Raw genomic sequence first — 15,765 nt, forward strand, 5'->3', positions numbered from 1 at the left:
CTCGCTGCATCTAAACTACCATCAGCATCACTGTCATTTACTAAAATCATAACATTCACTCTCGTACCCGCAACATTGGCCAGACTCTCATCGTTTACCGCTACTGGAGGATCATTAGGAATAATAGTAACCGCTACAGAACTTTGATCATCTTCAGTAGCAACACTATTTCCAGGAGTAGAGTCCGGATCGAACTGATTACTAGCTGTAATTTCTGCTGAATTATCGTAAGATCCTGCTGCATTCACTGTAGCATCAAATGTGAGATTTAATGTATTGCCGTTCGCTACACTTAAATTATTCCAGGTAATAGTAAAATTTCCTGCATTATAATTTCCTCCATTACTAACCGACCCTGCAACCAAAGTATAGCCTGCCGGTATAGCATCCACTACAGATACTCCCGCGGCATTTGAGTTGCCTCCTGAAGTATTATTATTAAAAACCGCCAAAGTAAATGTTACCACCTCTCCTACTTTGGCAGATGCAGGGAAAACAGACTTGGTGAGCTCTAAATCAGAATTACCAACCACTTCAATCTGAACGGTATCAGAAACTGAAGGACAACCTCCATTAGATACTGTCCATCTAAATACATAAGATCCAATTGTTGTTCCTGCAACTTGGGAATTAGGATCATTAGGATTAATAATTGTTGCTGTATTAGGTCCTGATACTTGGTCCCACAACCCCTGACCGACAGATGGCGGTGTAGCTCCGAGAGTAATTGAAGAAAATTCTGGGACTACCTGATTAGGACCAGCATTAGCTGTTATGGGTTGAGATAATATGGTGATTTGCACGAAATCTTCGAAAGAACACCCTCCGTTACTCGTGGTCCATCTAAATTCATATACCCCTTCGATCATTCCAAATACCAAACTATTAGGATTGTTGGGAGAAGCAATCGTGGCTATATTTGGTCCTGAAATTTGGTCCCAAACACCGGTTCCTGCAGAAACCGGAATGGCTTCGAATGTGGTTTGATCTGCATTACAAAGTTCTTGATCAGGTCCTGCATTAGCTTGGCTAGGAGGAACATCTGTAAACGTAATTGCAACTGTATCTGTTGACGGCTCACATAGGGAAGGATTTGTAAAAGGTCCGTTAGACACTGTCCAGGTTAACACATATGTCCCTAAAGTTGTAATGTTTGAAAGTGTCGAATTAGGATTATTGGGACTATCGATTATGGCAGCTCCCCCTGATGGATCATCAGCTGGATTTGCAAATGACCAGGTTCCTATTCCCACCGATGGTGTTGTAGCATTTAACTGAGCATCTAATTGACAAGCATTGGGTTGATCTGCTCCTGCATTTGCCGTGCTGGGTGCTTCATACATCTGAATTCTTACGATATCGGCTTTATCTGTACAAAAATCACTTTCAAAATTCCATTGTAAAATGTATAATCCAGGTACGGTAAGACCAGTTACGGTAGAGTTTTCGCTATTAGGTGAGCTAATTACAGCTACACTTCCGCTTGGTTCAGATACAAATGTCCAAGTCGCAGGATTAACATCTACCGGGGCTGTATTTCCGGCCAAAGTGGCTGTTCCTCCTGTATCTGCAATACAAATATCCTGATCGGGGCCAGCATCCGGATCAATACTAGGACCAGAACTCACCACTATAGTCACCTGATCAGAATTGTTACATGCCGCACCGGATCCAGTATAATCCGTAGTATACTCAAAAATATACGTATTACCAGGAGTTACACTAGCATTAGCAGTATTACTGTCAACAGGCGATTGCGTAATAGTTGACACCGGAGCTCCATTTGCTACCTGAGACCAAGTACCTGTCGTCCCCGAAGTTGCCTCTAAAAATACACTGGTTGCTTCGCATAAATCTTGATTCGGTCCTGCATCTGCAGGAGCATACACTTCTACTATAATTTCATCTGAAGTACTTGGACATAAAGGAGAGTTTCCACTTACTGTCCATCGAAAAGTATAACTTCCGGTTGTAAGTCCCGTTACAGTTGTATTATTATTACTAGGGTTTGTTATAGTTGGCGTATTTGGTGCTCCAGATAAAAGAGTCCAAACTCCAGATTCGGTATTAGGATCACTGATAGCATCTGCAGCTATAGTGGTTGAAGTTGCACTACAAATGACTTGGTTTCCTCCAGGAATATTTGCTGTCGATGGTGGAATACCTACTGTTATTGAAACCTCATCTGTAGCAAAAGAGCAATTTCCGTAATCAATCCTCCATTGAAAAACATACGTGCCATCTAAAAGATTCGAGAACGTAGCTGTTGGACTATTGATATCATCTACCGTAAAACCTCCATTTCCGCTCACTAAATTCCAGGTTCCTACACCGGGCGGATTCGCCGGATCTGCTGCCATCGTGAAAGAATTTGCACAGAGCTTTTGATCAGGTCCAGCGTTTGCCAAAGCTGTACTAGCTATAGTCACTTCAATATCATCTGATGTAGGAGCACAACCATTAGAGGTAGTATAATCAATAGTCCAAGTGAATATATAAGTACCATCAGATGGTACTGTGGCTGTTGTGTTTGCCTGAGTAGCATCTGCAAAAACTACTCCTGCTGAAGGGTTCACTGTCCACAATCCTTGTTCATCAATATCAGGATTATTGGCGGTCAAATTAATAGTGGTAGTCCCTCCCGCCAAACATTGGTCAGCCCCTGCATTTGATTCAGTTGGTGATTCTTGAGCAGAAGTTGTAATATTTACTGTACTCACTGAAGCAGCTCCACAATTAACGGTTGTATTCTCTACCGACCATTGTAACGTATAAACAGTCGACGGAGAAGAAAATCCGGTTGCAATAGTGTTAGGGTCATTAACATCTTCAAAAACGATACCAGGAGGCCCTGACCAGGTGCCTATCTGATCGTCTGTGGGTGAATTGGCAGCTAGTTGAGCCGGTGCATTGAAACATATATTTTGATTTGTACCTGCATTAGAAGGACCATTGACCGCCGAGGACACAAAAATTTGTGTATCTGCAGTTTCTACGGGACAAGCCCCTCCTCCACTAATTGAGTATCTAAAGGTATACAATCCGGGAATTAAATTAGAAACTCCGGTAGTTGATGCATAAATATCGGCAATAGTTGCATTATTTGGCCCACTAATTTGTGACCAAGTTGACGTTCCTACAGTTACTACATTACCAGCTAATGAACCCGTAGTAGCTCCACAAGTAAGATTTTGCGATGTTCCTGCATTAGCACCTGTAGGAGGCAATGATATAGTAACACGTACATCATCTGTAGCTTCATTACAGGTAGTTAATACCTGTCCAGTAGATCTTCTTCTAAAAGAAATTGTGTATGTACCGGGTGCATCAAAACTGTTTATAGTTACTGAATTACCTCCTGCATTTTGGAAAGAGGTAGGAAAACCTAATGCCGAATCTGTCGGTCCATTAATTATACTATATTGAGTTTGGTTTCCCCCGGTAAAGGTAAAGGGTATATTTAGATTAGTTTCTCCGCAGGCAGCAGTAATGTCATTCCCTGAGTTTACCGTGATGCTTACAGGATCAGTATTATACCTAACCCTTCCTGTATCAGAAGATGTACAGCCTGTTATATTATTAATAATCGTATATCTAAACTGATAAGAATTAGGAGCTGTTAATCCGGTTACCTGTGTCGTAGGGTTTGTGGGGTCCACAATAGTAACAGGAGGATTCCCGTCGATTTGTTCCCAAAGAACTGTTTCATTGGTAAAGTCAGGATCAGAACCAACAAGCGTTGTCTGTGTTACTGAAGTATCACAAAAACGTTGGTTACGATCCTGAATTGAAGCGTTCGACACATCCTGAGTTGCTGCAGGCACTATAATGTTAACTGTATCACTTCCATTAGCACAGGGCCCCGATACGTCCCATCTAAATGTATATGTTCCTTCAACCAATCCCGATACTGAAGTGCCCGCACTATTCACGTTAGCAATCGTCGGAGTATTAGGTCCGCTAACAAATGACCATGTACCTTGCTGACCATTTATATTATTACCGCCAAAAGTTCCACTTAAAGAGGTCGATTGTGTTGCCGTATAACAGTTGGATAATGTTTGATCTACGCCAGCATCAACAGGTTCTACTCCTCCGTAATTTGTTACAGTTATTTCATCAAACGATTCGCAGAATGTGCTTGGAGCATAATCCGGTCCCGTAATAGTCCATCTTAAAATAGAAGTACCAGCACTTGAGGCTGATAGATTAATGGGAGTAGTGGCAGAGGTCGGAAAGTTTATGCTGACTCCGGCTCCATTGCCTCCCACCACTGACCAAACACCAGTCTCGCCGGGATTAGCGGGATTATTTGCACTTATGATAATGGAACCAGAGCTATCAGGGCAAGAAGCAATGTCATTTCCTGCATTTGCAATTGTTATGGGTTCTACTGTTATACTTACGTCCTGAAACACATCACCTCCAATTGTACATGTTGCCGAATACCTAAATATATAAGTATTACCTCCACTAAAACCTGTTACTGTGGTGTTGGGATTGTTAGTATCTGTAATAACCACCGAGGGACCTCCAACCTGACTCCAAAAAGGTCCATTTTGAACGCTACCTGAACTGCTTCCATTTAATACCAATGCTTCGTTTTGACAAATAGTCCGATTCAAACCAGCATTCACTGTACAGTTTTGCGCATGGGTATAGCCAAACACCAAAAAGAATATGGTGAAAATTAAGTGATTCAGTTTACAGCCAAATTTTACTTGGGAGAAAAATTGTTTGTCAAAAAAGTAGAGGTGTTTCATAGTTATAACGGGACTAGTTTTACCTTATTCCAGGTAGGTCTTAAAAAACATTTAATAAAAGCACATTTATTCACAGGGTACCATAGTACCATTTCAAAAAAGAATAAACTTAAAAGCATACATCATATCTCATCAAATATCGATGAAATACAATAAAAATCGCTCAATGATATAATTTTTATTAAATGCAATGAATTATGTTAATTTATGTGGTCGAAATTAACATTTTTTTTATAATTTTAACAAAGGAAAAACCATAATATAATTACGGTATCCAATCGTAGTATAACAAAGCATTTTAATAGTGCTTATAAACGATATTTATAACCCTACCTTTTTATTGACTTGAAGTAGTTAAGAGTGTTCGAAATAAGTCTATTGCCTCATCAAAGAGAAATATGTGAATTGTAGCGAATAGGTGTTATTTTTTAAGAACAAAAGTTGTTGTCTGGGTTTAGCGAACCTTTTTATGATCTAAAATCAACTATCGCATCGGATTTATAGTGTTGACTAGAAACTCAAGGCTTCACATTAAGTATTTATATGGATTTAAAATGAAAAGCATCGTGTTTATTTGAATCTATTACCCATCAGTTATGATTCTTAATGAACACAATTATTGGAAAAATAAATATTAATAGCACTACTCTATTACAAACTCTCAACATCTACTATATTCTAAATCATGAAGTTTGAATTTTGAATATATAAGAGCACTGCCAACAGTGTTTTAAATTATGTCAAGATATAAACTATTCAATAAAAGGTACATAAATTCACAAAATTTATATAAAAAACTGATTATCAATTATATAAAGATAAATAGATAGTTCCTCATTCTCCGCAAATGCAAACCTACAATTTTTATTGTGGGTTGTGGTTTCTATGCTTGTCAAGGATTACCATCTGGGGATGACGAGCAAAGCGAGTACTCCCTTTTTTCTTGATATAAAACATATATCCCTAACCCTTACTTCAAAGGAAGGAAACTAACAAGAACAACACTTAATCTAATTGCATTTGCTTTTGCAAGTAACAAAGCAAACACACGCAGTGGATTGTGGTTTCAACGCTTGCCAAGGATTCCCTCAATGGAATTACGAGCATAGCGAGCACTTTACTTTATATTTTTACTGGACAGTATCGAAAGGTTATTTTTATAAATGATCATAATAAAAAGCGCTATTTCCTTTTTTTAGTATACAACCAATAACTGATTCCTACAGACCAGTAAAAAAGTGTTATCCAGATCCTCTTTAAAAGTTTGTTGTCCTGTAGTTATAATAGCTCTGCTTTGTGGAAACGGGAATTCTGGAGTAAATGAGAAAATAACTGACTTTTAAAAATAATGGAGGGGAATACTTAATTCGTAGCTCAAAATATTGAATTCATCAACCTCCTTGATATCAGCCACATAGGAGTTCAAATCTCCAGACCCCATACCTCCACTTCCTTGCCCTCCACAATTACCGTTACCCTGACGATTATTTATGTAATACTCTTCATAAAAATACTGAGACCCACCATACAAGCTTCTCTAAAGCATAATCGATAACTTATTATTCAGCATATAAAACATTTTTTTGAGATGCAAACCAACAAAAATATCAGCGCCGCTATTATTATTAAAATAACTACTTCCTGTTGTTAAGAGCTTTAAAATAGTAAAGTCGTAACCCAAACTTCCGGTAAAATCAGCTACAACCTGTGATCGTACATTGTAGCTGTCTTGATCACAAAAATAGGCAGTTCCAGAGATTTCGGAAGTAAATCTTCTATCAGTATATCCATATCCAGATATAATTAAGGAAAGGTCTACTCTACCCTCATCGGATGGTGTTAAGTAAGAGAGTGAAGCATTGGCATAAAAACCTGATTTGTCGTAATACCCCATAGAAGAATAAAGATATGAAGTGGCAATAGAATCAAGCCCTCCCATAAAAACAGCATCTCTCATATAGCTTACGTCTACCAATAAATATGATTTATTGTTATTTTCATCATTTTGAGAAATAGCGATAATTGGCGACACTAAAAATGCCACCGTATATAAAAGTATTAGATTTCTCATTTCTCAATTTTAGTGTTTTTGAAACGGATGTAAGAATTTTGTGTAGATCACCAGCACGCTTCCTTACCTCTTAATTAAAGAGTGGTTTTTTACTTTTTTTTTGGATACAGTAGGTTTTTTTATCCCCTTCTTCTTCATTTTGTGTTTTTTAAGTAGCATTTTTCGGTGCTGCTGCATATTCAGGAACTTCTTTCGATGCATATTTAAGTATTCTCCATCCCGAAGACATAATTGTTTCCTGTCACGGTTTTGGTAACTTCTATCAGGATTTACCATTACACCTTTGGCAAAACTAAGTTGTTTTTGCAGACGGTTTTGAGATTGATTTTAATGCTATGAAAAGTATGAAATCACCTAAATCATTTATAGTGATCATTATTATAGTAATGCCCATTTTATCGATTCAAAGCCAGCACGACCTTACTGCTTAGGTGTGGTGAAGAAAGCTGATGATAATATGCGTGGCAATACCTCTCAGGTAGATATTGCTGTAAAAATCATAAAACCTTCCTGAGGTAGAGAAATGAATTTGAATGCCTGGATTAAAGAAGATGACTACACCATGATCTATATTAATTCACCTACCAAAGAAAAGGGTGTTGTTTTTTGCAAGAGTACAGTAGAGTTTTTAATTTAATCTGACTCTCAGAAATTATAATTGGTTATAAAATTAATTTGATGATAATTACTTCTATTAAAAATTAGAGTTGGTTCATTATTGTTTACATTCTTTTTATAGACATATAAAATATCAAAATTGAGTCCGTCAAAAAATCCTTTAAGACCGTAATGAAAACGAGAATTCACCTGATAATACGCATCGAGATTGTACTTATTGTTTTCAAATTCATTCACTGTTGCCCCAAAAAGTCGCGTAAATTCTAATTCCATAGTACATCTATCAGATTTAAAATCATAACTTCCTCCAAAGGTTAAAACAGTTACATTTCCAAAACCATCTATACGTGATCTTGAAATTGAGGTAAATAATTGGTCTCTTCCCAGCTCTCGCGGAGAAAGAAACCTACCCGTATCAAACGCATGAGTAAACGCTGCACTAAGTTTCATCTTAGTAAATTTATATTGTAATTGTGTGCTCAAAACTTGACCGTTTTCTGTATCCTGAATATATCTTTCATTATATGCCAATTTATTTTGATAATCCAAAGGGAATTGAAGTGCATATTGAATACCCATATTCCAGTTTCTAAATAAATAATCAATTTGTAACCAAGATGTATTGATTATCCTATCTAAATGCACATTGTAAAAATGAAAAGTCCAATCTTTCACATTTCCGGAATAATTAAAAATTCCAATCCCTCTAGAATTTGTATTTTCATGATACTGTGCGACCTCCCCATTAGGTTGGAAGCCATTGTTGGTAAGCCCTATAGCCTCATTGAAATCATACCATTCTACCGTACTTCGCGGTGAAACACGATCCAGCCAACTGAGATTAAAATGATGTCCGTCCATCAATTCATAATTTAGCCACAAGCCTTTAAAAACAAAAGGTTTCATCCTGCCGTCACTTTCGTTTAGTAAAGGCGTATCTTCAATCTCCAGTTTTCCGTAGGTGAGATAACCGTGCCCAAAATTATACTTTAAATATAATTCTTCTAATCGATCCAGGTCATTAAAATTATCAAAGTCATTGATATTATACAGTTCGTGTTCCCATTTTGAAATTCTTCCGGTTGTAGCATCTGGCTTATTCAAGTCTGATGAAAAAGTCTGATAGGTAAATATACCTTTGACCCCTAACTCAAATCCTTTAAATTCTTTGGTCTTAAGTGCAATGGAACCACCTGTAGCGTTCGTATAATAGTCTTTTAAGTTATTTTGATTACTAGTACTCATAAAGAAATTGCGAATATGACCTTCTAAATGAGCTTCTGTAAAGATTTCTTTTAAAGATGTGATCTTGTCGTTATCATTAAAATTATGGCTTTGTGAATACATATTAGAACAACTTAGAAAACTTAAGAGTAGAAAAATGAAGTTTTTAATGTTTAGCATACCATGTTTTGTTTTCTCATTTCTTTACAAAAGAACAAGGAAATACGATTATTTTCAGTAACAATTGTTACTTTACAATGCGCAATTTAAATCGTTATTTATCCCAAATTCATTAAGATGTTCTTCAGAAAAGACCGATCGATAAAATAAGACTGAAGTTTATTGAAACCAACAAAATTTTAAGACATAATTAATTGATTTTCAGATAAAATAAATCTTCACTAACTTAATATTGCTATTAAAATTTGAATGATTTCTTAAGTTTTTAAAAGAAAGGACTGGCACTGATCATAAGTTAAGACATATACCAGGGGCATCTTATTAACCCCCTATCGCGATCATACTCCGGTTATTATGAAATGCAGGGTCTTTAAATTTTTGAAGTGTATCCATCCCGTTACGTGTGTTTTTCTTTGCGAGCACTGCTTTTTTAATGACAGCTGCTATTGGATTTCCATTACGAAGTGGTGTCAATACATCAGACTCTGTAGTTGAAAATAAACAATTTTTGAGGTGTCCATTGGCTGTTAGTCGTATTCTATTACAACTATCGCAAAAAGGATTTGTTACAGAACTGATGATTGCAAACGTACCTTTATAGCCTTTAATTTGATAGTTTTTGGCGGTGTCATTTGGTTTATCGTTTAGCCTAATAAAATCAGAAATGTCATAACGATTATATACTTGTTTCAATATATCTTCAAGAGAAACGAGCTTTTCCATATTCCATTTATTGCCATCAAATGGCATAAATTCAATAAATCTTATTTGCAATGGTTGTTCCTTAGTTAATTCTATAAAATCAACGATTTCGTTATCATTAAAGCCTTTCATCAAGACACAATTCAGCTTCACTTCAAATCCTTCTTTTAATAATAACTGAATGTTATTATACACTTTTGTAAAATAATCGCGTCGTGTAATTGACTTATTCTTACTAGCACTCAATGAGTCTAAGCTTATATTAACGGTTTTAATCCCACATTTTTTGAATGTTTCTATAAATCTATCTACAAGGACACCATTGGTAGTAATTGCTAATTCTATAGGAAGTGTTGCCAGCTTTTCCATAATCAATGCAGCATCTTTCCTCACTAATGGTTCGCCACCAGTAAGTCTTATTTTGGTAACACCATTAGCTACAAATTCTTTGGCGATGGTATAGATTTCCTCATAAGTCATAATATGAGACTTAGGGGAAAGCGTTATACCATCTGCTGGCATACAATATGTACATCGCAAATTGCAACGTTCGGTAAGTGAGATACGAAGGTAGTTATGTTCGCGGCCAAAAGTATCTGTAAGCACGCTTTTTTTTTCGTTTTTCATATTAATCGTGTCTTGCACCTTTGAGAATTCCGAAAACGTGTAAAAGGGAAGGAAAGATAGCATCCATCGACTCTCTTGCTCCATTGGTAGATCCTGGCAATGCGAGAACGAGTGAATTTTTTATTGTTCCTGCTACACTTCTGGACAACATAGCATAAGGCATACGATCTTGACCATATTTTCTTATTGTTTCTTCTATTCCAGGTATGGTTCTATCGAGTAATGGTTTCAGTGCTTCTGGTGTCACATCCCTTTGAGATAAACCAGTTCCGCCAGTATAAATAATCAAATCTGCCCCTTGAGATTGATAGTATTTTGCTTTTTCCTGAATGACTGCAACTTCATCTGGAATGCTAATATAATCTAGTATAGCTACATCGCTGTTTTCTAATTTTGCTATAATCGCTTTTCCTGCTTTATCTTGTTTTTCACCTGCAGAAATAGAATCTGAACAGACAATAACAGCAGCTTTTAAATCACGTCTAAATTTGTCTTTAAAACCAGACTTACCACCTGTTTTCTCGATGAGTTTTATATGATGAATTTCGATGCCTTTATCAATAGGCTTCAACATATCATACATATTAAGAGCAACCACACTTGCACCATGCATTGCTTCTACCTCCACACCGGTTTTATAAATGGTTTTTACGGTTACCAATACTTTAATTTCTAATCCATCAATTACAAAATCAATTCCTGTAAATTCAATAGGCAACGGATGGCAATCCGGAAGCAACTCTGGTGTTTTTTTTACACCGAGTAATCCAGCTGCCTTACTCATAGCAAATACATCACCCTTTGGCACCGTTTTGTTCTCAAGAGCCGTAATCGTATTTTGACTACTTACCTTTACAATAGCTTGCGCTGTTGCTGTACGCAACGTGGTATTCTTATGTGTGATGTCTACCATTTGAATTTTAAATTTGGTGATTTGTTTAACCGTTTATTTGTGAGTTTCGTAATGAGTTCAATACATCTGATATTTTTCATTCTTTTCTAAATATTAGATATTCAATTTCATTAAACAAACCCAGCTCACTAACAATGATAAGTTACTTTAAAACTTCCCTTTACGCACTAAAAGTTTTCTCGTAAAATGTGCTTTATCTTTATTTGTTCATCTGGATGTACCTTCTACTAAATTTAATAGTAAGAGATAATTGAAGCTCTTTTATGTTGGTTTGTCCAACCGAATTTTTCTTAACTTGAAAATTCTTTGGTAACTAATTAAATTAGTTTAACTAATACTTCAGAATCACCCAAAAAATTTAATTTTTCAAACAAAAAATTATGTGGCATAATTATAAATTTACAATTTTAACGATTCAACAAATAAACATTTGTTTAACTATTAATTTTCCATTGATGCGACTGATCTTCAAATATTTCTTTTCCGAAAATAGGAACGTCTGCTTTTATAGCTTCAACGATAAAATTTAACGCCTCAAAAACCACTTTTCGTCTGGGAGATGACACAAAAACAAACAAGCATATTTCACCGGTTGTCACCTCTCCAAGACTGTGATATATATGCATGCACGTGAGATCAAATTTCTCAAATGCAATCTCCCTTATTTCATAAAATTTCTTGTTTGCCATCTCTTCATGAGCAGTATATTCAATTGCAATTACAGTTTTATCCTCTATCACATCAGCTCGTACCTGACCCAAGAAAATATTATGTGCTCCAATAGCAGTTTTTGATTGATGTTTTTGAATTGCGTTCCCAATAAATCCTGAAGTAATCGCTCCGGTTTTGAATACATTTTTATAGGTTGTTTTCATTCAGTACGTTTTATTAACTTTAAGTTGGTTAATGCGGATACACCACCCTTTAAACTCCAACAATTTGTTATATTATTTTTTCTTAAGAGGGAAATTGCCTGATTACTGCGTTGACCAGTTTTACAAAAGACAATAACTTTTTTATCTTTTGAAATCATTTGTAAATTATCGGTTAACTCATGTAATGAAATTTTAACAAGGTTTTTATGAAAAAATCGAGGTAGCTCAGCTAACCCCCGTACATCGATATATTGAATATCATCATCATCCTGAATATCTTCAACACATATTTGGTTTAGAGTTATATTACAATTAGATACCTCATCAAAAATTTCAAAATCTTCACCGCGCTGCTTCACCAGTCGTATTGTCTCTTTAATTCTTGCTACTTTAATTGTTGTTGATTGATTAGTGAGCGCATTGTAACAAAATAATTTTCCTGATAAGGGCTCTCCTATTCCCAAAACAATCTTAAGTACCTCATTAGCTTGTAATGTACCGATTATTCCTGGTAATATTCCTAAAACACCTATTTCTTCACAATTAGATACTAGTCCTTTTTGAGCTGGATAAGGAAAAAGGCAGCGGTAGCTTGGACCATTTTTATAGTTAAAAACAGTCACCTGACCTTCGAACTTATAAATAGCTCCATAAATCACTGGTTTATTTAAAATTACGGCGGCATCATTTATTAAATAACGAGTTGAAAAGTTATCCGTTGCATCCACAATGATATCATAGGTAGTAAAAATATCCCTTACATTTTCTGAAATCAACTTTGTAGGATACGTATTAATTTTTATTGTAGGATTGAGATTCAAAAGCATTTCACGGGCGGCCATGGCTTTATTTTTGCCAAGATAACTCATTCCAAACAGTACTTGTCGTTGTAAATTTGATTCTTCAACAATATCATGATCGACAATTCCTATAGTTCCTATTCCTGCTGCAACCAAATATTGTAGAATGGGGCATCCAAGTCCTCCGGCACCAACAATTAATACTTTTGCTGCATGTATTTTCTTTTGGCCAGAAACTCCAATTTCTTCTAAAATAATATGTCTGCTGTATCTACTCAATATATAATTTTTAAAGATTTATCCTCCTGAAAAAGGTGGAAAAATTGCAACTTCTTCTCCGGTAATTTTATTATTCTCATTCACTATTTCTTGATCTTGAGCAATTGTAAAGTTCACATTATTGAGACCCGGATATCGATTAATTAAGTTTTTTTTTAATTCGGAAATCTTAGTATTTGAACACTCAAACTTTTCATTACTACATCCAGTTATTTCGGCGAGCATCCCAAAATATTTTATATCAATAATCATTTTCAAATTTCATTAAGGTTAACTAATCTAGTCATACAATTTTTTAATTATTTATCACTCTATAAAAATTAACTTGAGCGAGGCGGTAATCAATACTATTGAGAGCATATATCGCACCATTTTATTACTCATTCTTTTACTCCCATAATAACTTCCCAAAAAACCTCCTACAACTGCCACTCCAACCATTAAAAACGATTGGCTACTCAAAACGACTCCATTTGTTAGTTGTCCAGCAAGTCCCGCTATAGAATTTACCCAAATAAATAATGCAGATACTGCTGCGGCCTCCTTCATTTTACCCCAATGGAACAATAGAATTATAGGTGTCAAAATGATGCCTCCTCCTATCCCAATTAAACCGGAAAAGAAACCTATTACTGCACCAACCACCAAACCTTGCCAAAGTTTTATTTTATGTAGTATCTCACTTTCTTTCCCAAAAACATTCAGCATTTTAAGCACCGCGAAAATTAGTAAAACTCCCAGAATTCTTTTGTAAATCGTGGCATCGAGTTCTATTAAACCTCCCAAATAAGCCATGGGAATTGAAGTAATCGCAAAGTAAAAAAAGAGGTTTTTATTAAAAAAGCCACCCTTATAATAATAAAAAAAAGATGTTCCGGCTACAAATAAATTTAAGAGTAATGCCGTGGGTTTCATCATTTCTGGCGTCACAGAAAATATTGACATAAGTGCCAGATATCCGCTGGCTCCACCATGTCCCACACCTGCATATAGGAATGCGATTATCGGCAGAATACCAATAAAAACCCATAAATCATTGACTTCACTAATCATATGCATTTTTTATAATTAATACATTTAAAATATGTAGTTCAATCGTTAAAGTTCATTTTATTTGTTCTACTGTTTTAATAAATTATCCTTTTTCTATCCCGTTATCTAAAGTAATAGGAATCTCTATAATTCACATATCCTTTACTTAAAAAAATGATTGAGCCACATCTTACAATCCTTCAAGCTTAAAGTTTAAAGCTACCAAGGTAATAGAATCGTTTTTACCTTATCACCTTTGGTAATATTGAAAGTATTTTCGGGTAAAAAAACCAAAGCATTTGCCTCACCAAATGCCGAAAGCATAGCCGAACTTTGCCCGCCCAGAATTTGAACACCACCCTCCTGTATAACAGCTTTTAAAAATTGAGCGCGACTCTCTTTTGAATTATAGTTTGATAATGAACTAAGGTTAAGACTATTTAATTCTTTTTTTAAAGCTCCTTCCAACGTTTTGAGTAATGGGTAAACATATATATAAAAACAAGTCAAAGCTGCAGCCGGATTTCCCGGTAAGGCGAAAATTGACGTATTTCCTTTTTTTCCATAAAACAATGGTTTTCCGGGTTTTTGATTTACTTTATAGAAAATTTCTTGGACATTCAAATTTTTTAAAGCTCTACCAACAAAATCATACTTTCCTACCGAAATCCCTCCTGTGATTATGACAACATCATTATCACTTATAGTAGTTCCTAAGGTGTTTATTGTACTTTCATAATTGTCTTCAACTCTTATGACGTCGGGAACATTGTATTGTTCTGACGCTAACATACTCCTTAACATCGGTCCATTAGATTCGTATACTTTACCATATGGTAGCACCAAACCATTGGTGACAAGTTCATTTCCTGTGACAACTATGGCAATGGATGGTTTGCTGTATACTTTGACCTTATTCACACCGACGCTTGAGATAAATCCTATATGTGCCGAATTTATTCTAACACCTGCTTTTAGAGCCAACTCACCTTTTCTAATTTGTTCTCCCATGGGTCGTATATTCATACCACTATAGGGAGTTTCTTCGGTAAAAATCTGATCATCCTCAACCTCAATTTTTTCCTGAATAAGTACAGCATTTGAGGTATCAGGTACAGGTGCTCCCGTATAGATTCTAACAGCCTCCCCAGAAGTAAGATGAAAATCATGACTATCTCCAGCCTTTATTTCTCCGACTACCTTATAATTTGAACTGTCTCCTATATTTATAGCATAGCCATCCATTGATGATTGTCTAAACGGCGGCATATCAATAAGAGAAATAATATCTTCAGCCAAACTATAACCCAATGCATCCTCTAAACTTACCTCCATTACATGCCTAACCATATCATCACAAGTCAATATTAATTTCCTTGCTTCCTCCACTGTAATCATATTTTTAATATATATCAGGTTGTTCTTACTGTAATTTTAAATACTTGATCTTTAAATTTAAGGTTTAAAAAATTGATTAATGTTTATAAGTGAAAGCAAAAAACACAAGAAGTAATACATACACGAGGTAATCTTGTTCCTTCCACATAATTAAATCTATAATAAATGTTTGTTAGAAGTCGTATTGTTGAGAAGTATAAACCCATCCTATTCTTAGATAAAAAACTAAACATCCATAAATTAGTCAAATAATCTTACTTTATAATTTAATTCAAGTATACTT

At 35.5% G+C, this 15,765-nt stretch carries 11 protein-coding genes; all 11 read right to left on the minus strand.

The features are described 5' to 3' along the window. Positions 1–4,763 (minus strand): PKD domain-containing protein (locus tag ACJRPK_RS11375; protein WP_407140020.1); only part of this gene is annotated, 4,763 nt, incomplete at its 3' end. Between the two features lie 1,339 nt (positions 4,764–6,102). Next, positions 6,103–6,294, minus strand: a complete 192-nt coding sequence (locus ACJRPK_RS11380; RefSeq protein ID WP_407140021.1) for a hypothetical protein — start codon at positions 6,292–6,294, stop codon at positions 6,103–6,105. A gap of 6 nt (positions 6,295–6,300) precedes the next feature. Then, a complete protein-coding gene (locus ACJRPK_RS11385) occupies positions 6,301–6,834 on the minus strand; it encodes a hypothetical protein (protein ID WP_407140022.1) in 534 nt (177 codons plus the stop codon). Positions 6,835–7,479: 645 nt separating this feature from the next. After that, positions 7,480–8,799 (minus strand): OprD family outer membrane porin, encoded by a 1,320-nt coding sequence (locus ACJRPK_RS11390; protein ID WP_407140023.1) that lies wholly within the window; start codon positions 8,797–8,799, stop codon positions 7,480–7,482. 378 nt (positions 8,800–9,177) lie between these two features. Next, on the minus strand, positions 9,178–10,185 hold the full coding sequence (gene moaA, locus ACJRPK_RS11395) for a GTP 3',8-cyclase MoaA (protein WP_407140024.1): 1,008 nt from the start codon (positions 10,183–10,185) through the stop codon (positions 9,178–9,180). A gap of 1 nt (position 10,186) precedes the next feature. Next, positions 10,187–11,098 (minus strand): bifunctional molybdenum cofactor biosynthesis protein MoaC/MoaB, encoded by a 912-nt coding sequence (gene moaCB, locus ACJRPK_RS11400; RefSeq protein WP_407140025.1) that lies wholly within the window; start codon positions 11,096–11,098, stop codon positions 10,187–10,189. A gap of 434 nt (positions 11,099–11,532) precedes the next feature. Further along, positions 11,533–11,973, minus strand: coding sequence for a molybdenum cofactor biosynthesis protein MoaE (locus ACJRPK_RS11405; protein WP_407140026.1), 441 nt, complete (start codon positions 11,971–11,973; stop codon positions 11,533–11,535). Next, positions 11,970–13,052 carry a molybdopterin-synthase adenylyltransferase MoeB gene (gene moeB / locus ACJRPK_RS11410; protein ID WP_407140027.1) on the minus strand — a complete coding sequence of 361 codons (1,083 nt, stop codon included), beginning with the start codon at positions 13,050–13,052 and terminating at the stop codon, positions 11,970–11,972. The genes ACJRPK_RS11405 and moeB overlap by 4 nt, the downstream gene beginning before the upstream one ends. Before the next feature lie 18 nt (positions 13,053–13,070). Then, positions 13,071–13,304, minus strand: coding sequence for a MoaD/ThiS family protein (locus ACJRPK_RS11415; RefSeq protein ID WP_407140028.1), 234 nt, complete (start codon positions 13,302–13,304; stop codon positions 13,071–13,073). Positions 13,305–13,358: 54 nt separating this feature from the next. Beyond that, positions 13,359–14,105 (minus strand): sulfite exporter TauE/SafE family protein, encoded by a 747-nt coding sequence (locus ACJRPK_RS11420; protein ID WP_407140029.1) that lies wholly within the window; start codon positions 14,103–14,105, stop codon positions 13,359–13,361. A gap of 198 nt (positions 14,106–14,303) precedes the next feature. After that, positions 14,304–15,482, minus strand: coding sequence for a gephyrin-like molybdotransferase Glp (gene glp, locus ACJRPK_RS11425; RefSeq protein ID WP_407140030.1), 1,179 nt, complete (start codon positions 15,480–15,482; stop codon positions 14,304–14,306). Between the last annotated feature and the right edge of the window lie 283 nt (positions 15,483–15,765).

The organism is Aquimarina sp. 2-A2 (genome assembly GCF_045505135.1).
In the GTDB taxonomy this organism is placed as follows: domain Bacteria; phylum Bacteroidota; class Bacteroidia; order Flavobacteriales; family Flavobacteriaceae; genus Aquimarina; species Aquimarina intermedia.